This is a genomic window from Chitinophaga sedimenti, from assembly GCF_023156195.1.
Lineage (GTDB): Bacteria > Bacteroidota > Bacteroidia > Chitinophagales > Chitinophagaceae > Chitinophaga > Chitinophaga sedimenti.
The window spans coordinates 2,363,982-2,385,378 of sequence record NZ_JAKUKA010000001.1; the positions used below are offsets into that span (position 1 = coordinate 2,363,982).

Annotated in this window: 17 protein-coding genes and 1 pseudogene; 1 reads left to right on the top strand and 17 read right to left on the bottom strand. The window is 52.1% G+C overall.

What is annotated here, in order from left to right; all coding sequences use genetic code 11:
* Window positions 1–356 precede the first annotated feature (356 nt).
* From MKQ70_RS13520 to MKQ70_RS13595, 16 genes and pseudogenes are all read right to left on the bottom strand, one after another.
* A complete protein-coding gene (locus MKQ70_RS13520; RefSeq protein WP_248071939.1) occupies window positions 357–1,571 on the bottom strand; it encodes an OmpA family protein in 1,215 nt (404 codons plus the stop codon).
* Window positions 1,568–1,855 (bottom strand): hypothetical protein, encoded by a 288-nt coding sequence (locus MKQ70_RS13525; RefSeq protein ID WP_248071942.1) that lies wholly within the window; start codon window positions 1,853–1,855, stop codon window positions 1,568–1,570. The genes MKQ70_RS13520 and MKQ70_RS13525 overlap by 4 nt, the downstream gene beginning before the upstream one ends.
* Entirely contained in the window at window positions 1,828–2,265 is a 438-nt protein-coding gene (locus MKQ70_RS13530; RefSeq protein ID WP_248071944.1) for a tetratricopeptide repeat protein, read from the bottom strand. The genes MKQ70_RS13525 and MKQ70_RS13530 overlap by 28 nt, the downstream gene beginning before the upstream one ends.
* 10 nt (window positions 2,266–2,275) lie before the next feature.
* Window positions 2,276–3,237, bottom strand: a pseudogene (locus MKQ70_RS42210) (PorP/SprF family type IX secretion system membrane protein).
* 37 nt (window positions 3,238–3,274) lie between these two features.
* Window positions 3,275–4,417 (bottom strand): CLIPPER-2 domain-containing protein, encoded by a 1,143-nt coding sequence (locus MKQ70_RS13545; RefSeq protein ID WP_248081336.1) that lies wholly within the window; start codon window positions 4,415–4,417, stop codon window positions 3,275–3,277.
* A complete protein-coding gene (locus tag MKQ70_RS13550) occupies window positions 4,347–8,924 on the bottom strand; it encodes a beta strand repeat-containing protein (protein WP_248071949.1) in 4,578 nt (1,525 codons plus the stop codon). Before MKQ70_RS13550 ends, MKQ70_RS13545 begins: the two co-directional genes overlap by 71 nt.
* Window position 8,925: 1 nt before the next feature.
* The gene (locus MKQ70_RS13555) at window positions 8,926–10,974 is read right to left on the bottom strand and encodes a beta strand repeat-containing protein (RefSeq protein ID WP_248071951.1); all 2,049 of its coding nucleotides are present in this window, start codon (window positions 10,972–10,974) and stop codon (window positions 8,926–8,928) included.
* Window positions 10,880–13,900, bottom strand: coding sequence for a beta strand repeat-containing protein (locus MKQ70_RS13560; protein ID WP_504909740.1), 3,021 nt, complete (start codon window positions 13,898–13,900; stop codon window positions 10,880–10,882). Before MKQ70_RS13560 ends, MKQ70_RS13555 begins: the two co-directional genes overlap by 95 nt.
* Window positions 13,897–14,238, bottom strand: coding sequence for a DUF8696 domain-containing protein (locus MKQ70_RS43760; protein WP_504909742.1), 342 nt, complete (start codon window positions 14,236–14,238; stop codon window positions 13,897–13,899). The genes MKQ70_RS13560 and MKQ70_RS43760 overlap by 4 nt, the downstream gene beginning before the upstream one ends.
* Window positions 14,151–15,851 carry a DUF8696 domain-containing protein gene (locus MKQ70_RS13565; protein ID WP_248071955.1) on the bottom strand — a complete coding sequence of 567 codons (1,701 nt, stop codon included), beginning with the start codon at window positions 15,849–15,851 and terminating at the stop codon, window positions 14,151–14,153. The genes MKQ70_RS43760 and MKQ70_RS13565 overlap by 88 nt, the downstream gene beginning before the upstream one ends.
* Window positions 15,852–15,880: 29 nt before the next feature.
* On the bottom strand, window positions 15,881–16,528 hold the full coding sequence (locus MKQ70_RS13570; RefSeq protein WP_248071957.1) for an L-type lectin family protein: 648 nt from the start codon (window positions 16,526–16,528) through the stop codon (window positions 15,881–15,883).
* A 954-nt stretch (window positions 16,529–17,482) separates the two neighbouring features.
* On the bottom strand, window positions 17,483–18,049 hold the full coding sequence (locus tag MKQ70_RS13575; RefSeq protein WP_282456464.1) for a dihydrofolate reductase family protein: 567 nt from the start codon (window positions 18,047–18,049) through the stop codon (window positions 17,483–17,485).
* Between the two features lie 23 nt (window positions 18,050–18,072).
* On the bottom strand, window positions 18,073–18,417 hold the full coding sequence (locus tag MKQ70_RS13580; RefSeq protein ID WP_308199015.1) for an SRPBCC domain-containing protein: 345 nt from the start codon (window positions 18,415–18,417) through the stop codon (window positions 18,073–18,075).
* Window positions 18,345–18,518, bottom strand: a complete 174-nt coding sequence (locus tag MKQ70_RS13585) for an SRPBCC domain-containing protein (RefSeq protein WP_308199016.1) — start codon at window positions 18,516–18,518, stop codon at window positions 18,345–18,347. The genes MKQ70_RS13580 and MKQ70_RS13585 overlap by 73 nt, the downstream gene beginning before the upstream one ends.
* Before the next feature lie 10 nt (window positions 18,519–18,528).
* Window positions 18,529–19,011 carry an SRPBCC family protein gene (locus tag MKQ70_RS13590; RefSeq protein WP_248071963.1) on the bottom strand — a complete coding sequence of 161 codons (483 nt, stop codon included), beginning with the start codon at window positions 19,009–19,011 and terminating at the stop codon, window positions 18,529–18,531.
* Window positions 19,001–19,333 (bottom strand): ArsR/SmtB family transcription factor, encoded by a 333-nt coding sequence (locus tag MKQ70_RS13595; protein ID WP_248071965.1) that lies wholly within the window; start codon window positions 19,331–19,333, stop codon window positions 19,001–19,003. The genes MKQ70_RS13590 and MKQ70_RS13595 overlap by 11 nt, the downstream gene beginning before the upstream one ends.
* A gap of 109 nt (window positions 19,334–19,442) precedes the next feature.
* Between MKQ70_RS13595 and MKQ70_RS13600 the strand changes: the two genes are divergently transcribed.
* A complete protein-coding gene (locus tag MKQ70_RS13600) occupies window positions 19,443–19,973 on the top strand; it encodes a GNAT family N-acetyltransferase (protein WP_248071967.1) in 531 nt (176 codons plus the stop codon).
* Between the two features lie 29 nt (window positions 19,974–20,002).
* Here MKQ70_RS13600 and MKQ70_RS13605 read toward each other — a convergent pair whose 3' ends face one another.
* Window positions 20,003–21,385, bottom strand: a complete 1,383-nt coding sequence (locus tag MKQ70_RS13605; protein ID WP_248071973.1) for a HAMP domain-containing sensor histidine kinase — start codon at window positions 21,383–21,385, stop codon at window positions 20,003–20,005.
* Window positions 21,386–21,397: the final 12 nt, after the last annotated feature.

Below are 21,397 nucleotides of genomic sequence, written 5' to 3' on the forward strand. Positions count from 1 at the left end.
AGGCTTCGACACCTTTTTAAGTGAAAACTTTTTGACCTGCATTACCAGGCAGCACCGGATGCGCGCCCGATCAATTTAGGAACGGGGAATCTTTGGCGGCTGGCGGTCGATCACCCGGAAAGTAAAGTACCGCCTTGCCTGCATCGGGCGCCAAGGGAAAGTTCTGGCTACCGGTTGTTGATGATCTGTTAAACCTCATCTCTCCGTACCTGTTGCGCAGCGGTTGCAGCGCACCGCAAAACGTAGCCGGATAAAAATAATAACCCCGGTGTAAACCGGGGCTCCCATAGGCACCGTCGCTGCACTTTGCTATCAACGACGGCTGAAAGGGATTAGGATGATGGTCGAAAAAAGCGCTACTGTTTCGTTACCCAAAACTCCGCACGGCGGTTCTGTTGATGTTCTTCTTCGGTACAAGTCACGCCATTGGCACATTTATTTAGGAGCCGCGTTTCCCCGTAACCGACGGGGTTCAGGCGGGCGCGGTCGATTCCTTTAGATACGAGGTAGGTGACGATCGATTCCGCCCGTTGCTGCGACAGGCGCAGGTTGTAGGCATCATCACCCCGGCTGTCCGTATGTGAAGCCACCGCGATGCTGACGGATGGAAAAGTGTTTAAAAATGCCACCAGTTCGTCGAGCGAAGCACGGTCCTCATCGCGGAACGTGGAGTCCTTATAATCGTAATGAATATTGATGCGGAAACGCCGGTTAGGCTCTACTTTCACGAGTTTGGCCGGCGTACTGCTGCCATCTTCGTTCACCTGCTGCAAGCCCGCCACGCGCCCCTGTTCCAGTAGTTGCACTTCATACTTTTGCTGCTTCTTCAGTGGCAGGAGGAAGTCGCCGTTAGCATCCGATGTGGTTTGCAGCGGGGCCTCCTTCACGACCACCCGGGCATTGGCAATCGAATTCCCCTGCGCATCCACTACCTGGCTGCGATACACATAATTATCGTCTGGCGGCGGAGGCGGCGTATATGCCCGGTAAATGTCATCGGCACCCAAACCGTTATAGCGGTTGGAACTGAACCAGGCCACCCCCGCGCTGTCCGATGGCGTGTAATTCAAATCGTCCTGCGGTGAGTTGATGGGATAACCGAGGTTCACGATACTGTCGTGCCGCAGGCGGAAAATATCCAGCCCTCCAATACCGGGATGCCCGTCACTGGCGAAGTATAACGTTTGGCCGGACAGGGCCACCGGCGTTCGTTCGTTGCCGGCGGTATTGGCTGCCCGCAGGTTTTGCGGGGTGTCCCATCCGCCGTCTGTACGCCGGTTTACGGCATACAAATCCATACCACCTGCACCGCCCGGGTAATTGGCACTAAAATACAAGGTGCGCCCGTCGTCGCTTATAAATGGATCTGTAGCGGCATACATTGGTTTGTTAAAGGGCAGTGCTGCCGGCTTGGACCAACGGCCAGCCGAGTCCAGTTCACTGAAGTAAAGCCCGGTGTATACCACGGTTTTTTTCGGCTTTTTGGGCGCATTTTCCGGCACGGGTGTAAAAGCAAAATATACCTGCCGGCCGTCCGCTGAAAAAGAGCAGGGACCAATATGATAAGTCACCGCGTCAATATCCTGTGCAGTGAAGGGCGCAAAAAATGCGCGCTGTCACCTGGCGACGAGGTATACAATCGCTGATAACCCAGGCCCGTCCACGGAAAACGCGACCTGTCGGGAAGGTCTGCCACATCAAATTTCAAGAAGTGACGTTTGCCTTTGTCCACCAGGTCGTTTGGCCTGTCGGACACCCAGATGGGCCCACCACCGCGGGAACTCAGCCCCCAGTCGGCCGCGGAAGAATTCCATGCAACCATATTGGTCACCTGCGTATTAGTGGAATCCGCCATCCGGTGCGCGCTGAATCACAGGAAGTAATCCATGCGCGGACCAACGCAGCATTTGCGGTGGTATCTGATGCGGCAAACGCTTCGTATTGCTGTCGCGCCTCGTTAAATTTGCCGTTACTTTGCAGCGCTTTGGCGTAATATAAACGGTGTTGCGGCCTGTTGCCCGGCAGGGTTACTGTAATGCCATACCAGTGCTCCGCCTGCTGGTAATTGTTGTTCAGCCGGTAGCTATCCCCCAGCCGCTCCGCTGCGTGCAAGCTGATTTTCTGCCGGTATGCCCGTTCGTATAGCGGAATCGCATCTGCAAACTTGTATTGGTTGTAGAGCAAATCTGCCTTTTTCAAAATGTATTGCCCGTATCCTTGCAGGCCGGCCAGCAATAATACCAGGATGCTGTAAATTCTTCTCATACCAGATGTTTTAAAATACCCTGGGGGAAGTCACCGCAACCGCCCTCTTTTTAAATGTATATCCAATGGAGATTTCGTGCGTACCACCGCTGTAGCCTTCCAGCGGTCCCACTGCAATGTCGTAGGCATAACCAACGCGCAGTCCTTTTACAGGAAACAGCTGTATGGCCGCCACCGCGGCGTTGCGATAGGTGAGCGACGGCTGCAGATAATCTTTTTCGTAAAGTTTTACGCCGGTGCGGTAGGCGCCGCCAAGCCATATCAGGTCTTTGAATATAAAGAACAGGTTCAGGTCGAGCGACGTAGGCCCGGCCATATCATCCTTCAGTAAAAATGAAGGTTTCATTTGCACCTGTTCACTTAGCGGTACGAGCGCGCCAGCTGTCAGGTAAGCATGCAGTTTAGCCTGCGGCAGGAAAAACCGCTCCATATCAACATATTGCGCAACCAGATTATCTACAGAAGCGCCTACATAAAAATGATCATCGGAATAAAACACGCCGGCGCGCGCATCGGGTACAACTTTGGTTTGCAGGCCGGTAGGCATGCCCGGCTCCATTTCGCCGGCTTCCAACTTGGACCCGTCGAGGCCAAGTTGTACTACCCCACACTTAACCCAATGGCAAGTCGTCCGCTGCCATCGGGTTTTGTCTTGATGCGATAGGCGTAACTCGCATAACCGCCTAAACTTTTCTGCGCCCCCATTTCGTCGCCGCTCAGCTGAAATGCCAGGCCCACATTGCCATTGTTCGCAATGGCATCCACCGCTACCGAAAAACTTTGCGGCGCGCCGGGAAAGCCTGTCCATTGCGAGCGGTAAAACGCATGCAGGTTCAGTTCTTCCTTGTACCCGGCGTAGGCGGGATTGATGTAAATGCCATTAAACATATATTGGCTGTATTGGGAGCTTTGCTGCGCACTCGCAGCAAAGCCCAACCATATTAAACATCCTGTCAGAATTATCTTTTTCATGGTGTTTACAATTATTGGTTTAATGTTCTGATCACTGTTACGTATCCTTTGATAACTTCCCACTGGCTATTGCTGCTTTTTTCACCCGCAGCAAATAGTAATAGGTACCCTCGTGCAGCTTCAGCGCCTCCCAGTTCTGCTGGTAGTTCCGTTGCCGGTACACTTCATTACCCCACCGGTTTACAATGATCAATTCATTTTCTACATATTGATTTAATCCCGCAATCACGAAGCGGTCGTTACGTCCGTCACCGTTAGGGGTAAATACAGTCGGCGCTTTAATGCCTGTAAATGTTACCGCGATATTCACCTTCGCTTCATTTGTATAGAAGCCGAATGCATCTTTCACGCGATAAGTAAGACTGTCTGCACCCACATAACCCACTGCCGGCGTGTACGTAATCGTGCCGTCCTGATTAAGGATCACCGTACCATGTTGCGGTTGCGTTACTACTTGCACGCTTTGCAGGTCAAAAGTGGAACTGATCGGATCATCGTTCAGCAACACGTTGATGGTGACCGGATTGTTAGCGTTGGTAGTAACCGCGTCATTGACGGCCACAGGTGCGTTGGGTACCTGGGTCACAGTGGCATCATCGTTGTCGTTGCTGCTGCCCGACACATCAGATACGCCGCCGCCATTAGGATTTTGAGCATTTACGGTGGCCGTGTTGGTAACGCTACCCAGCGTGCGGTCGTCTGCCGTAACAGTGTAAATTTCGGTGGCTGTGGCCGTTGCGCCAGGCGCCAGGCCGCCTGTTACTTCCAACGCTTTGTCTGTAATACCAAGTTTCGCGTCGCTGTACGTAAGTTGACTCAGCGTTACGTTACCGGTATTGGTAATGGTGAAGGTGTAAGTAATGGTGTTGCCACTAAATACGCCGGTTTTCACCATTGCCACCGCAGCTGTCGATGTAATGACCGTCACCGTAGGCTCATCATTATCCGCCGCCGTGCCCGATACGTCTGTCACCGTAGCGCCTGCCGGGGCAGCCGCAGACACGTTCGCAGAATTCGTCACCATGCCTTTGTCGCGGTCTGCCTGCGTTATCGTATAGTCATAAATGTCGGTCACCGAAGCCCCAGGCGCTATATTGCCGCTAAGGGTTTTATTCAGACCGATGACCGGATCCGCCAGTACCACGTTGCTCAGGGTCACATTGCCGCTGTTGGTTACCACAAACGTATAGGTGATGGAGTTGCCGCCATTCGACAATGTGCCTGTTTTCACCAGGTTGATGAGCGCCGTGGGCGTTATCACGCTGGTCGTGGAGTCGTTGGGCGTTGGTAGCCGGATCATCCGACCCTGCGAGGCTTACCGCGTTGCCCTGTGGATCCACCGCGCTTACACTGGCCTGGTTGCGGTAAATACCGCGGTCTACATCTGCCTGCGTAAGTGTATGCGTAGCTGTTATATTGGCGCTTGCGCCCGGCGCAAGATTCGCTATGGTGGCCGGCGTAATAGATCCTGCGTCTGCACCGGCGTCGGCGACAACGAAGTTGCTCAGCGTTACGTTGCCCACATTTTTAAGCACCAGCTCGTAATTAATGACATCGCCCGCTTTAGCGCCGGTGTTGGTCGCCGCTTTGGTGAGTGTGATTGCTCCCGCGGATTGCAACACCAGGATGGTGGAGTCATTGTTGCCTGCAGTGGTGCCGGAAATATCCCGGGTAGCCTCGCCAATGGCCGGGCTTGCGTTCACCGATGCGCTATTCGCTACGCGGCCGGCGTCCACATCGGCCTGTGTTAATATGTGCTCTCCTGTTAGCGTAGCGCTGTCGCCCGGCGCCAGTGTTGTAACCGGGCTGCCTGTAACCACTGCGTTCGCATCGCTGACGATCACATTGTTCAAGGTTACATTACCGGTGTTAGCCACCACAAAGGCATACTTCACAATTTCTCCCACTGCCGCCCGCGCCGGCGCCACTGTTTTTACCAGCGTTACCGATGGCGTTGGTGTAATGAGGGTCACCGTCGGCTCATCGTCATCTGCCGTATTACCCGACACATCGCTTACTCCTGAGCGATCAGGCGCACGGGCATCAACGTTCGCGCTGTTCGTTACGCGACCAGCATCTACATCCGCCTGGGTAACAGTATGTGCAGCAGTTACGGTCACCGATGCACCAGGTGCAATACCAGATATTGTAGCAGGTGTAATGCTGCCTGCGTCGGCCCCATCGTCTGCTACGACGATGTCGGTTAACGGTGCGGTACCGGTGTTGGTCAACAGCAGGTTGTAAGTGATCACATCTCCTGCTTTCGTTACGGTATTAGTGGCCGTTTTCACCATTGTGATCAGCGACCGGTAAATGGCCGTGGTAGCGGTAGAGGAATCTGCCACAGCACTGCTTTCCGATGGACTGGCCACCGCCGTATTCACCAGGTCTCCGCTGAAGGTTTCAGGAACATTGCCCGTTACGCGGATGGTAACGGTATTGCCATCGCCTGCCGGAATATCCGCCGTAAGGTTAATGTTACCGCTTCCACTTGGTGTGGACACCGTGGCCGCGCCATTGCTGCCGGCTTCCCAGGTAACATCTGTCAGTACCGCGGGCACCACATCGCTGATGGCCATATTTTGTGCATCGCCGGTGCCGGTATTGCCTACAGTGATCAAATAACTGATGGCATTGCCCGAACGCAGCGTGGCCGGCGCCGACTTGCTGATGCTTACGATGGGCACCCTGCTTACAATAGTTTGTACGGGGGCAGACGGAACAACAACGTTATCTTCGGCTGCGGTTACGTCGGCCATGTTCGACAACGTTCCTTCATAAGCCGGTGATACCACACCGGAAATATTAATCAGTATGTAGCTGGTATCATCTGCCGGTATATTCGCCGTTACGGCTACACTACTGCCTGATCCGCTGCTGCCGGAACCAACCACCGCATTACCCTGTGCCACTGCCGTCCATTGCGGGTTCACCACCTGTGCCGGTATAACGTCGGTGATGACTGCGTCGAGCGCCGTACTCGGCCCCTGGTTGCTCACCATAATCTGGTAATTGATGATATCGCCTGCATTGATCCGCGCCGGACCACTCTTATTGATCACCAGGTTAACCGATGGTGATACCAGTGTAGATACTGTATCCTGTGCTTCAGGAATACCGTCTTCCGAAGGCGTAGCCAACGCGGTATTGCTGATCACTCCGCGGAACAGTGGATCGATGGTGCCGGTGATGGTGACATCAATGGCGCCGCCGGCAGGTACATTACCGGTAAGCTGCATATTATTGCCGGTACCGGTCTGCCCCGTTACGATCGTTGCGCCGCCGGCAACTGTTGCGTTCCATTCCACGTTCCTGATCTCGGCCGGTACCACGTCCGATAATTGCGTATTGAGTGCGTCTGAAGGTCCTACGTTGCTGAGCTGCAGCGTGTAGGTTATCTGTTCGCCGCTGGCAGCGGTCGAAGGCGCCGATTTTAATAAACGCAATTGTGGTGTTTTCTTGATGACAGTAATTACTTCCGCACTGGAATCCGCTTCCTGGCCAGGCTCTATCGGTGTTACCACCGCTATGTTCCGCAGGTCGTCGAGTGTGTTCGACGCCACGATGCCGGTCACGGTGATCAGTAAGCGTCCGCCATTAGGAATATTGGCAGTTACCGATAAGTTATTGCCGCTGCCGGTACCGCCAGCCGTTACCACCGCGCCATTGCCTTCTGTAGTGATCCAGGCCACGTTTTCGATACTGCCAGGTATGTCATCTGTAATGACGCTACCCGTTGTATTGCTCGGTCCCGAATTGGTAACCTCCAGTGTATAAGTAATAGGTAAGCCCGCGCTTAATGTATCGATCGCCGATTTGGTCATCTCAAGGCTAACGCGTTTGGTGACCACCGTGGTTACCAGCGGCGAAAGAGCAGGTAACGCAGCGCCAACGGCGGCCCCGGCCTGGTTGTCGATGTTACCGGCAAAGTCCGGATTGATAATACCTGTTATCACAAAGGTTACATTCGCGCCGGCGGGGATGTCGGCCACCGCCGCCAGGTTGTTCACGCTGCCTGTACCGCCCGAACTTATCGTAGCGCCATTGGCCGCTGTGCCCGTCCAGTTTACATTGGTTATTGCCGCATTGACAGCGTCCGTAATATTAACACTGTAAGCATCACTCGGACCATTATTGGTTACGTTGACCGTGAACGATATAGGCTCGCCGGCATTTGCCACAGCAGGCGCTGTTTTCGTAATCACGATATCAGGGCGTAACACCACACCTGTTGTAATTTCCGATACGTTGTTCGACGGGTTGTAGTCGGTGATGCCGGATGGCAGTGTGACGCTGGCCGAGTTCAAAATATTCGTGTTCGGCAGGCTCGACGGAAGCGTACCGCGTATCGTCAGCGTAATGTAGTTATCCTGCCCTGCCGGTATATCACCGGTTATGTTGATGTTGTTACCCGTGCCACTGGTGGCGCCGGTTACCGCGGCTGTGCCGCTGGCTGTGGCTTCCCAGGTCACATTCGAGGTAAAGCTGTACACGTTATCCAGTATCTGCAGGCCCTGCACATCCACATTACCATTGTTGAATACATTCACCGTGTAGGTAATGTCTTCTCCGGCAGCGAGGGTTTGGGGCCCCGCTTTCAATATGGCGATGTCGGTGGAGCGGTTCACGCTCGTAGTCACCGAGCTTTGTTTCACTTCGCCCGCAGTTACCACTGCCCTGTTGGTAAAGTTGCTCGCCGCTCCTGGCAATATCACGCCCTGGATCGTCAACAGGATGGAGTTACCCGTACCTGCCGGTATATCCGCATTCGTAGCTATCAGGTTGCCTGAACCAGACGTTGGTGCACTGGAAAGAATTCCCGCCGCCCCATTCGCCACGGCCTGCCACGAGGTGACCTGCACATCAGGCGGCACGGTATCCTGGATCAGCGCATCTGTTATATTTCCCAAACCGGTATTTTTAACCAGGATGGTGTATGTCACATGGTCTCCCACGTTCGCATTCGCCGGTCCGGATTTGGATACCAGGAAGGTGGCCGAGTTATCGATACGGGTCGTTATTTGTGAAGTATTGTTAGCCGCTTCCGGATCGGTGATACCTGAAGCCACTGCCACGCTGGCGCTGTTAGTAACTGTATTACCGGTTTGCAGCGCAGGGTCCACCTCTCCCACAATGGTAATTTCCACGCTGCCTGCCTGCGCCGGCAAATCAGCCGTAAGCGATACATTGCCTGTACCGGATGGCGCCGATACGGTAGCACCGCCGGACGCTACAGCTGTCCAGCTTTGCGCAGTTATGCCCGCAGGCATGTTGTCGGTAATCGAGGTTGCAGGCGCACTGCTCGGGCCATCATTCGTCACGCGAAGCACATACACGACCTGGTCACCCGCGCGGCCGTCGGCCGGACCCGATTTCACTACGCGCACATTTGCCGTACGGCCAATAGCGCTGCGAATTGTATCGGAAGCAGGGCTCGGATCGGTAACGCCCACCGGCGGTGTAGCCTGCGCGGTGTTTACCAGCGTGCCGGCCGCCAGGTCCGGATCAACTTTAGCGTTTAACGTGATGATTACTTTATCTGCGCCACCTGCCTTCATACTGGTAGTGAGGCTTACATTGCCGGTGCCGCTGGTCGTGCTTGCAGTGGCGCCGCCAGCAGTTACTACCGTCCAGGTGGCGTCGCTGATACCCGCCGGCAGGTTGTCTGTAATCACGGCATCTACCACATCACTGGGGCCCCTGGTTGTCCACGGTCAGTACATAAGTGGCGACTTGGCCGGCAGACAGGCTGCCGGGGCCGGTTTTAGAGATGCGCAGGTTGGACTGGCGCGTTACCGTCGTCACAGCATCGTTCGAATTCACTACCGGGTTGCCGGTTTCAGCCGGGGTTACTGTCGCGGTATTTAACACCGAAGAATTGGTGTAAGACGCGATGAGTGTGCCGGTAATATGCACCACCACGGTGCTGCTGTTGCCGGCCGGTATGTCGGCTGTTACCGACACCTGGTTGCCTGTACCACTTGTTCCCGTCGTGATAGCCGCGTCACCGGACGCTTCGGCCGTCCAGCTCACATTTGCGATATCGGCTGCCACGTTGTCCTGGATCAATGCACCCACGGCATTGCTTGGGCCGTTATTGGTTACTGTCAGCGTATAGTGAATGATCTCGCCCGCATTCATCGTTGGTGGCGCAGATTTGGACATTACCAGGCCGCTCCGGTTACTGATGATCGTTTCAACCATGTTAGAACTCACAGCGACACCGGTTTCCGCAGGTGTAGCGGTAGCGGTATTGCTGATCGTTGTATTCAGCTGCGATGCAGGCACCGTGCCGGTAACCGTTATGCGGATGCTGTTGCCGATGCCAGCCAGCAGGTTGCCGGTCACATTTACATCGCCCGTGCCACTGGCTGTGGTCACCGATGAGGTGCCATTCGCTACGGCTGTCCAGCTTACATTGGTAAGTACCGGCGAAATCACATCGCTGATCGCAATACCGTCGGCATTAGATGGCCCGCTGTTCACCGCTTCGATCACATAAGTAATTGTTTGCCCGGCATTAATCGTAGCCGGACCGGTTTTGATCAGGCTGACGTTCGGCGTTTTGCTGATATTGGTCACTACCGCACCGGAACGTTTAACCACCGCACCTGCTTCTGCAGGTGTGACGGTGGCAATGTTAGACACCGTACCGGTTGCCGATGCGTCCAGTGTACCCGTTACTGTTATAACAGCCTCGGCCATCGCAGCACCGGGTATATCGGCAGTAACGCTGATATTATTGCCGGCGCCGGTAGCCCCCGCGCTGATCAACGCACCGTTGCTGGCGGTGGCGGTCCAGGTAACGTTTTGAATATTCGCCGCCACCGTATCTGTAATAACGGCGGCATTCGCGTTGGCGGTGGAAGTATTATTCACCCTGATGGTATAAGTAACCACCTGGCCGGCGCTGATCGTCGCCGGACCGGTTTTCTGAATAGCCAGTACCGGTATTTTACTGATCGCGGTGGATACGGAAGAAGAAGTGGCCGTAGTGCCGCTTTCTGCCGGTGTAACGGTGGCCTGGTTGGTCAGCGTGCCGTTGAACGCGCCGCTTACTTTGCCGCTGATGGTCACCGTAACTTTATTGCCGCTGCCCGCCGGAATACTGGCGTTAAGCGCTACATTACTGCCCGAGCCGCTGGCTCCGCTGTTAATTACTGCCGTACCGGTAGCTACCGCGCTCCAGGTTACGTTGCTCACCTGCCCTGGTACTGCGTCGCTGATGGCGGCGTTGACTGCGTCGGACAGGCTGCCGTTCGTTATTTCCACTACATAGGTAATGTTAGCACCCGCCAGCAGCGCGGCCGGACCATTCTTCGTAATGGTCAGCGCCGGCGTGCGATTGGCGGTAGTCGTCACCTGCGATTGAGGTGCAGGACTGTTGCTCTCTGTAGGTGTAGCGGTGGCGGTATTTGTGATGCTGCCATTCAGCGCAGGATTCACTTTCCCGGTTATCGTAAGAATGACTTTGTTGCCAGCACCGGCAGGTATGTTTGCCGTGGTCTGTACACTGGAACCCGTGCCGCTGCCACCGGATAAGATGGTGGCGCTGCCCTGTACAGTACTGGTCCAGCTCGGGTTCTGTATAGACGCTGGAATCACGTCTGCAATTACCGCGCTCACCGCGTTGCTGGGACCGTCATTGCCCACGGTAATCGTGTAGGTGATATTGTTGCCGGACACGATTGTAGCCGGGCCACTCTTCGCAATCGTCAGGCCGGATTTTGCACTCACGATGGTGGTAGCCGCGGCGGACGTTACAGGCGTTACGCCTGCTTCCGCCGGTAACCGTCGCAGTATTACTGATCGACCCTAATACTTCAGGATTAATGCTGCCGGTTATATTGATTTGAATAGTACTGTTGGCGTTAAAGCTTCCGGTCACGCTTACATTGTTGCCGCTGCCTGTAGCGCCGGCCGTAATAGTGGCCGTACCGTCAGTTACCTGGGTCGTCCAGGTAACGTTGCTAAGGGTTGCAGGTACCACGTCCGTAATAACCGAATTGGTACTATTGGATGGGCCGGTATTGCGTACCGTCACCACGTAATTGATGTTATTGCCCGCAGTAGCGGTGGCCGGTGCGGTTTTACTGATCGTGAATACCGGACGGCTGCTGATCGTAGTGACCGCGTTTGCACTCACCGGCGTACTGCCGGTTTCTGCGGGAGTAGCGGTGGCGGTATTATTGAGGCTGCCGGTGAACCCTGGCGCAACCGTACCGGTAATATTCACAATCGCTTTGTGTGCAGCACCTGCAGGCACATTGGCTGTTACGGCAACATTGTTGCCCGAGCCGGTACCGCCGGCCGTAATGGTGGCGGCGCCCTGCGTTTGGGTGGTCCAGGTAACATTGGTAAGCGTAGCCGCTACCACATCTGCGATCTGCACACCAGTGGCGTTGCTCGGCCCATTATTTCCAACTTCCACCCGGTAACTGATTTGTTCGCCGGCCGATGCGCCCGATGGCGCCGATTTAGCAATCACTACCCCGGAGGTGCTGGTCACGCTCGACGTGATCGATGAATTGCTGCCCGTACCCTGTGGTTCAGCCGGGGCAACGGCAGCAGTATTCGATATATTACCGGTGGCGCCGGGATTAACCGTTCCAGTAACAGTAACAGTGATACTATTGCCTGCGCCTGCTGCGATACTTCCATTCACGGCAACATTATTTCCGCTGCCTGATGCACCTGTCAATACAGAAGCTGTTCCAGCCGCTGTGGCTGTCCAGGTAACGTTGGTAATGGCCGCATCTACCACGTCGCTAATGGCGGCATTTACGGCGTCACTGCTGCCGGTGTTCACTATATTCAGCGTGTAAGTTACCGTCGACCCTGCGGTGAGTGTCGAGGCGCCGGTTTTAGTAATCTGAAGCGCCGGTTTTGCTATGATAGGTGTAGTAATGGTGTTACTGTTATTGGTGCTCACGGGGTCTGTAAAGCCAGATGCCCCCGAGATTGTTGCTGTATTGGCCAGCGTGCCGGTGGCGGATGCACGTACGGTCCCGGCAATCGCAATCGTCATGCTCTGCCCGGGCGACAGTGTGATCCCCGTTAAATTGCCGTTCGTGCTGTTATAGGTGCCGCTGCTCGCGGTATAAGTCGATGGAATAAAGTTCGCAGGCAACACATCCGTAACAGTGAATGCATTCGCGGGCAGTATCGCAGAAGGTCCGCTGTTAGATACGGTCAGTGTATAGGTAAGCGGCTCGCCTGCCACAGCGTTCGACAGCGAAGCTGATTTCACGATGCCGAGGTCTGCCTGCCTGCTAATAGTGGTATTGTCGGACGCCGTATTGTTGGTCGTTACATTGTCGGTCGTGCCCGCTGGTGCAGTCACCGTAACGGAGTTGGTAAGACTGCCACTGGCGGTGGCGGCTACGGTACCTGTAATGGTTAAGGTGGCCGACTGTCCTGTCGCGAGCGTCAACCCGGTCCAGTTGCCGGTACCAGCGGTGTAAGTGCCGGCAGAAGGCGTATAGGTTGTTGCGGTAAAACCAGATGGAAGCGTGGCCACCAGGTTCACTACATCTGCCGCCAATAAACTGCCCGGCCCGGCATTGGTGAGTGTAGCCGTATATGTTAGTGTATTACCAGCAATAACCGGTTTCGGCGAGGCGGTCAGGGTTACACCCAGGTTCATCACGCGCGAAATAGTCGTATTGTCGGTTGCACTATTATTGGTAAGATCGGGATCGTTGACGGTCGCAGGCACCGCTACAGTAGCCGTGTTTAACAATGACCCCGTGGCGTTGGCCGCAAGCGCGCCTGCGATAGTGAGTGTCGCACTTTGTCCCGACGCAAGCGTTAATCCTGTCCAGCGGTGGGTAGCGCTGCTAAAAACACCCGCCGAAGGCGTATAGGTAGATGCAGTAAATCCGTTGGGAAGATTCTCCGTCACATCAAAAGTATCCGTAGCGATTAAGTCGCTGGGCCCATTATTCCGCAACGTCAGTGTGTATGTCAGCGCCTGGCCGGCTACAGCTGGTTTAGGAGAGGCAGCTTTACCAAGCTGTATGTCGATGGACCGTACCGGTGTGACACTGCTCAACGTGGAGGTGTTATTAGCAGGCGTTTCATCAGTTTCCGCGCCGGTTACCGTTGCTGTATTACCGTAGTTCGATTGATTCGGCAGTACGCGGGCGGTAATCGTTAATGTTTGCGTGGTGCCATTTGACACGTTACCCACCGTCCATTGGTTGGTACTGCTGTTATAACTTCCGGAAGATGCGCTCACAAAACTGTAGCCCGCCTGTAGCGCGTTGGTAACGGAAACACCGGTTGCATCTGTTGGACCGTTATTCTTCACACTCAGTGTGAAGGTCACATTTTCGCCCACTACCGGGTTTGTTTTACTAACTGTTTGCGTTATCTGAACGTCCGACTTCCCGGAATAAGTTACGGTCACATCACTGGTCGATGCCGCACAGGGCGCATTGGAGATGGTCCAGCGCAGGGTGGAGGAAGTATTGGCCGCAATGGTCACTGTAGATGTTGGCGAGTTTGGCGCGCCAATGGTACCTGTGCCGCTAACGAGCGACCAGGTGCCTGTACCCGCCGTTGGCACGTTACCTGCCAGCGTAAAGGTCCCCGAATTATATTGTGTGATGTTGGAACCTGCCACCGACGCAGTAGGAGGTTGATTCACCGTTACAGTCACCGTATCTGCCAGGGTAGATGTACAAACAGAAGTACCGGATGTAGAGACGGCGAACCGGCGGTAGGCGGTAGTGACAGCAGGCGTGCCTCCCGGTGCATAGGTAGCACCTGTTTGTCCGCTGATAGCTGTCCGGTGGTGCCATTCGTCGAACTTTCCCAGCGATAAGTGATCGTGCCGGAGCCGCTGCCGGCAGTGGTGGATGTAAACCCTACAGGTGAAGAGCCAACACAAATTGTTTGATCGCCGGTAATTATACCCGGCGTGGGATCACTCTGAACGGTAACGAGTATGGGGGCGTGTTCGCGGAACAGGCCTTTCCACTCAAAGTGGAGGTATATACCCTCCGGAAATACGTGCTTTGTGTCAGCGCAGGAGGGCTATACGTAACCGCTGTGGCGCCGGAAATGTTCGTCCAGTTGGAACCATCGGTCGACGACTGCCGGGAATAAGAGGCTGTACCGGAACCACCGGCACCCGCCGTGATGGAGGTAAGTGCTGCAGGGGTGCCGGCGCGGCAGATAGTCTGTGCTGTCCCGATCGTACCTGGCGATACCGCCGATTGTGTGGTAACGGCAATAGTGGTCAACGGACTCTCGCAGGAGCCGTTCGTTTGCGATACGTAGTAATTGATTGTACCCGCTACTGATGTTGCCGGCGTTGGCGCATTTACAGATGATACGCTGGTGGGGGTGCTGTACCATAGTAACGTGTTTCCGGCCGACGGCGTAGCAGTAAGTGCTGTTGCCGCCTCCCCAAGACAATAGGCCCGGCTCGTGACAGCTGTTGGCGCGGCCGATCGTACCTGTATAAAATCAGCATCACTATTGTTGTTGCGATTCGCCGTCAACTCAATATTTTGATCAGAAACATTCACATAAAATACCCAGGCACGGTCGGTATAGCTGGGAGTGCCCGCAGGTGCAGTCAACGTATACCTGAAGGGCGGAGTACTGGCGGAGGAATTCAATGGCTGCGTGTAAGTAACCGCAAAGGCCCTGGTACCATTAGGTAAGTTGGTCAAATTGGGCGAGTTCCAGCCCGCATTGGCCGCAAAAGCGATATTATAAGTTGAGGGGAACGTATCGCGTAGCAGTATCCGGTTGTTGTTCGTAGTAACCGTCGGTAAAGTACCCACGTTTTGCACGATAATTTCAAAAGTATTACCGGAAGTATTTAGACAAGGATCCGTAACCGTTTTAGTAAGGGTAACATCTATGTCTTCCGCCAATACCGGGGTGCTGGCAGTAGTAACGTTGTTGTCCAGGTCGGGATCCGAAATATCGGTAGGCGTTATACTGGCATTATTGTTTAACTGGTTACCGTCCGGCACCGAATTAAGTGTGCCCGTGATAGTTATTTTTGCAGTTGTATTGGCCGCGATGTTCAGGCTGCCCGTTATCTTATTTTCTGTGGAAGAAGATCCTGCCGTGGTGCCTGCATTGAAGCCGTTGGTGGTCACATTCGTAATAGTAAATGCGCTTAGCGGAACCATGTTTCCATTTGCATCGGTTAAGCTATCGCGAAACAGCACATTGGTAAGCGGAACAGGGTTATCGTTCACCACATCTAACGTATAGGAGATCGTATTAGAGCCGGCCACCGTACGTAATACATCCACATTTGCGCGGGAAGAAATACGAATATTGCCCGGCGTGGTTACCAGCACATTGCGGATCTCGTGATTGTTCCGGGCGTTACCGGTGGAAGCTGCAAAACCAACTTTCATTTGTGCAGGTGGCGGAGAAGCAGGATCCGTATTAAAAGTCATCAGATCGATAAAATTGCCCGTGGGAGTTTTCTTCCAACGCACTGTCACCGAATATTGGTTAGGCGTGGCAGTAGGTTTTATGTCTATTTGCACACGACGGTAAAATGTAGCATCCGTTGGGCGGGTGGAGGTAATAGTATTATAGTCCACCTCGTTTTCATTAAGATTACCCACGGTGGTCATGATATTACCTACCGTATTTCCAGCCAGCGTTACCCCTGTGATGTAAGGATTAGACGCGGCGCGATCGGATTTTGTAGCCCCCTTACAGAAATGGAGTTGGGGCGTATGTAGGGATAACTACCGGGATAAGGCCCCTGGTTGATACTGGGGTCAAGGGCGTTAATACCGGTACCCCTTCCCTCCTGCGCAGTGGCGAAATTTCCAAATTCATCAATCGCAATACCCAGGTAACCGCCAGACAAACCATTGGTACCCGTATTGGACGCATACCCCAGCGAGCCACCGTATGCACCCAGTGAGAAAGAGGATACATTAGCATCAAACAGGAAGACGGTGAAACCATCAGCACCTCCCAGTCCATCCGACGTGCTGCGCCACGACTTATAGTCAAATTCTATAAGCGTACCCAGTGAAGAGGGAAACGATTTGTTCACATATGCGTATCCTTTAGACGAGCCACTTGAACCGGTAAGTCGCAACCATCCCTGGTTTACCGGATCTGTTCCATTGGAAGAAGTGAGGAAGGCCGCGTCGCCAAATACGATGGCACTTTGCGGAGCACTGCCCTTAAAACTTTCCGTAATGGTAAATTGGGCTTTCAGTTTGCTGCTCCATATAGAAAGCAGCGCGATGAGGAAGACAAAAAGTCTCCGGTTGGTAAATTTAACGATCATCATCACAGGACAAGATTGGATTAATAAAAAAATATATGGTCACCACCGCTTTCTTGATGAAATGCAGCGTCATTGTTTCTTCAGAAAACAAGCTGGAATGCTGTACATACTAACGTTACCGGGCAAACGATTCCACTACCGCGTTTTCACGCGGATTCTAAAACACCATTGTAAGGCGTACGTTAGAAAGTAAACAGCACAACATCCCCTGAAGCCGTTGCCAGCTTCTTATCACACATTATAAGGAGGGTAAAAAAGTCAGACACCGATGATCAGTACCATCTGGTGCACGTCTTGAATTAACAGCGGATCATTGCTAAGATCCTTGTTGCTTGAGGGTTTAGGCTGAAATGCATTTACGAACGGCACTGATCATGGATCACATTACAAACACAATAAAAAATAAAAAGTGGACGGTTTTTCACTTTCGATTTTCAACGATGATCAATGCAAAAAAACTGATGAGCTTTTATTAAGAAAGTACAAACTTTGGTTTCCTATGTGTCTTCAACTTTAACAAACCTTTCGACAGTAACGTGGTGGGTTACACTAATACCATTCATTAATTAATATAAAAATACAAAAAGTAATTATCAAAAACAAAAGATAGACGATTTTTTTTTTCTGATTTTATAAATTGAATGTCTAAACGACATCATTTATTGTTGTGCTTGCAAAGCTAATACAGTCCTTAATTTGCGGGGACAGCTATAAATAATTTTATTACGTACCGAATAGAATGTTATGATACTATTTCCAGAAAATTATCGCGCCGGGTGCTGTAAATCGATAATAAAGATGGGGAGGCTTCACGCATAAAGTCGAGTTGCAGGTCGAAAACAGACAGCGTCAAAGATGTGTTTGAACAACTGGTGACTGATCCGCGGTTCGATGCCCTATTTGATTGCGTAGCGTGGTATATGAGCGATGACATTCTGTATCGTGAAGTGTAAGTAGTTATACCACGATATAATTCAATTCTGTTACGCCCGAAGTAAATGGTCGTGTAGTCAACAATTTAAGCTTAACCTTATCTGCAACATGCTTAAACAGCGGAATACCTTGTCCCAGTAAGATCGGATTAACAAATAGCCAGTATCCGTCAATCAAGTTCCGTTGCATCAGGGAGTGTGTTGCTCCCGGGCTGCCGAAAACCAGGATATCTTCCCCTTCTTGTTGCCTGATTTCATTTATGCGGTCTGTAATGTTGTCGCTGATCACTTCTGTGTTGATTAAACCGGCTTTAGGCAATGTGTTAGACAGCACGATCTTTCGAACGTTTTTATACCATGCCGAATGTTCAATATCGTGCCTGCTCGCATTGGGCTTGTCCGCTGCCGTTGGCCAGTAACTTTCCATCATCTGATACGTTACACGTCCGTACAAAGCAGTATCGCCTTTCCCTATCCGTTTTCCAACGTGGTCAAATATTTCCTGATCCACTTTTATCCAGTCCATTTCTCCGTTCAGGCCCGCCATAAACCCATCGAGGGATACATGCGCAAATGAAATAACTTTCCTCATTTTAGTGATTATTATTACTATTATTAATTTTTCATACCATTGACATAAGACACCAGGCGATCCATGTTTTGTTGTTGCCCGATATCTGCTTTGTGTTCTCTGATCAGAAAATCTTTTAGCTCCGCCGTCTCAATCATCATACTCCAGTCGATGACAGTCTTATTGCCAAGTGATTCGAAAAGAATAGTTGCGATGAATCCCGGAACAAAATGCTCGTAGACAATCTTCCTGCAAAAAATAATCTCTCTGAACACACTTTTATAAGCGTATTCGGTTCCATCGGGGTCATGCATCGTCATTTCCCAAAGCCCCCTTCCCGAAAATCCATCTGGTGCACCGTGTTCCTGTAGCCCACAGGCCCCCACCACTTCGCCAGGTGTTCAGGCTTCGTGCAAGCCTCCCACACTAATTCAACGGGCGCATTTAACGTTCTTGTTATGCGCATTTCCCGGCTTTTTTCACTTTGCATACTTAACGATCTATTTAAGAAGTTTTTCAAGTTTTTTAAATGAAGCCGTCCATCCGCTACGCATAACTGCTTTCATTTCCAGGAAGGTGCTCCTTTCAGTTTCAGACGCCTCTCCAAAAATTTCCCACTTCACCGTTACTCCGGTCCGGCCTTCCGCTTCTTTCCCGAAGTGTACGGTTGTTAAAAGATAGTCGGGGTAAGTGGCCGAGAAAGGAGCTTTGACAAAACGACCTTTTTTATCGCAGAAATGCTGAATATATATTAAGTGTGATGCAGGGTTGATGATTTTGTAACTAAGCTGCCCGTACTTTTTTAATCCGTCGTTCGTGCTCATCTCCCATCGTGCACTCCCTCCTTCTCTTACATCGGCTGATACAAAGGTCATGCGTGCACCATCCGGTCCCAACCACTTTGAAAGCCTGTCAGGACGGACCCACATGTTGAATACCGTTGGCAGATCAGCTTTGAAAACATGTTTAATTTCAAATGACACCTCCCCTTCTTGGCATTTCCCTTAAATAGTTCTCCAGGTTATCGAAGTTGCTTTCCATAGACCGTTTGAACTGCTCCAACCAATGCTCTATCTCGTCCAGCTTATCCGGGTTCAGGTGATAGTATATTTCCCGCCTACCGGGCTCCTGCGTCACTAATTCACATTCCGTCAGAATTTGAATGTGCTTTGAAATCGTTTGCCGCGAAGAGTTGAAATGATTGGCGATGGCTCCGGGTGTTAATGCCCCGGCAGCCAACAGACTTAGGATCGCCCGCCTGGTAGGATCCGCTATTGCCTGGTAAATATCACGCCTGGTCTTCATAATGCAGCCATTTGACTGCAAATATATGCAGTTATTTGACTGCGCAAATATTTTTTTTTCCTAAAGGTGTCCGGGCATCAGGTATATTTAGCACTACAAATCTCTTAACATGCCAGGCAGAAATTTTACCCCCTTCCCCATTTTACAAACAGGAAGACTTACCCTGCGACAACTGCAGTGCAATGATGCTCATGAAGTACTGGCATTACGCTCCAACCCGGACGTAAATCAATACCTTGATAGAAATAGCAGCAAATCGATTGAAGATGCACAATCTTTCATTCAGCTTGTTACAGAGAATATCCAAAGAAAAAATTCTATTTATTGGGCAATAACGCTGACCAATGTGAACACACTCATCGGCACGATTTGTTTATTCAACTTCTCTGGCGACAATGCAAAAGGAGAAATCGGATATGAATTATTGCCTGACTTTCACCGGCAAGGGATAATGCAGGAAGCGGCTTCGAAAGTAATTGACTTCGGGGCGCAACACATCGGCTTACGTGAAATAGCAGCGTATACTCATCCTGAAAACCACGCTTCAACAAGATTGCTGAAGAAGCTTCATTTCAAGACAAAAAGCACTGATGAGGCAGATGTTATACTGTTCTATCTCGCTATTGAAGATAGACATTAAGCAATTAGAAGAAGTTGACAGAAGACCCTTTACAGGATATCGTTTGCCGGCAGCGTAACCGTGAACGTAGTGCCGGCGCCCGGGATGGAATCGACAGTAATATCACCTTTGTGTAATTTAATGATACGCGTAGCCAGCGCTAACCCCAGGCCGAAACCTTTGGCGCCGGTTTCCTGCTCGATCCGGTAAAAGGGTTGAAAAATGCGTTCAATTTCTGCGGCGTCGATACCAATACCGCGATCCTTTACCTGGATAACAAACTGCGCGCCTGTAACGTGCAGTGATACCACGGCATGGTGATCGGGAGAATACTTGCAGGCATTAGATACCAGATTGATGATCGCTGTTAATAATAATGTTTCATTTCCGAGTACCAGCAGCTGCGCTTCATCTTCCGGCAAGGTGCCAAAATCCAGCGATACGCTGTGCTGTGGATCCCTTGCCGGCACTTCGCCAGGTAGCTGCATCAGCACTTCATCAATCCGTACCGGACCAATTTGCAATCCACCCGGATTACCCGAAGCGGTAGCAAACTGCAACAACGTTTGCACCAGCGAATTCATATGCTGTACATCTTTGAGAATTTGTGCCATAGCTTCGCGATAGGCCGCCTCTGTACGGTCGCGCTGCAAATATATTTCCAGCTGGCTCGAAATAAGTGTAAGTGGCGTAGACAATTCATGTGAGGCGTTGGCGATAAACCGCCGTTGCAGTTCGAAGCTGTCCTTCAGGCGGTCCAGTAACTCGTTGAGCGTTGTTGCCAACAGGCGCCACTCGTCTTTCGCCTCCCCTGCAGGGATACGACGATCCAGATTATGAGCGGATATTTCTTTTACTTCATTGGCGATACGCTTCACGGGCTTCAACAATCCGGCTGAAAAGTAGTATCCGCCGGCAAAAGCCAGCATTACGCCGCCGATATAGCTGAAAACAAGTATCGACATCAACTTTTCCAGTTGCTGGCGCCCATCTTCATCCCCTCCTACCGATACCAGTACAATGCCATTGGACTGCGAGAGATCCGAGTAGGCGATGGCTTCTCTTTCCCCATCTGTAAAATAATGACGGCCATATCGCCGGGCGGCATCCAGCACGGCTGGTGTAACGACAATGCTGTCGCCGATGGCATCTGCATAAGCGTAGTCCAGCACATTGGCCTTATTATATACCTGCACAGCTTTCCGTTTCAACGCCATCGTGGTAAGCGAGTCGATCCGGTGCATTAAAACTTTGTCAATGGTGGCGTCGTGGGTCAGCATCCGGTCGGTAGTGATGGAACGATTGACCAGCCGCGTTTTTACAGCCTCCAGCCGGGCCAGGGAGGAGAAATAATAAATCGAAAGACAAACGATGCCCAACAGCAGGGCAAATAACCCGGTAATAAAGGCGGTGATACGTAAACGAATAGGCATGACGATACAAGT

Excerpts from the sequence above, each read along its gene's own strand:
- MKQ70_RS13565 (WP_248071955.1), bottom strand. The coding sequence starts at position 15,851 with ATGACCACCGTGGGTAATCTTAATGAAAACGAGGTGGACTATAATACT.
- MKQ70_RS13585 (WP_308199016.1), bottom strand. The coding sequence starts at position 18,518 with ATGCAAAGTGAAAAAAGCCGGGAAATGCGCATAACAAGAACGTTAAAT.
- MKQ70_RS13595 (WP_248071965.1), bottom strand. The coding sequence starts at position 19,333 with ATGAAGACCAGGCGTGATATTTACCAGGCAATAGCGGATCCTACCAGG.
- MKQ70_RS13570 (WP_248071957.1), bottom strand. The coding sequence starts at position 16,528 with ATGATGATCGTTAAATTTACCAACCGGAGACTTTTTGTCTTCCTCATC.
- MKQ70_RS13605 (WP_248071973.1), bottom strand. The coding sequence starts at position 21,385 with ATGCCTATTCGTTTACGTATCACCGCCTTTATTACCGGGTTATTTGCC.
- MKQ70_RS13600 (WP_248071967.1), top strand. The coding sequence starts at position 19,443 with ATGCCAGGCAGAAATTTTACCCCCTTCCCCATTTTACAAACAGGAAGA.
- MKQ70_RS13525 (WP_248071942.1), bottom strand. The coding sequence starts at position 1,855 with ATGGCGGATTCCACTAATACGCAGGTGACCAATATGGTTGCATGGAAT.
- MKQ70_RS13530 (WP_248071944.1), bottom strand. The coding sequence starts at position 2,265 with ATGAGAAGAATTTACAGCATCCTGGTATTATTGCTGGCCGGCCTGCAA.
- MKQ70_RS13575 (WP_282456464.1), bottom strand. The coding sequence starts at position 18,049 with ATGAGGAAAGTTATTTCATTTGCGCATGTATCCCTCGATGGGTTTATG.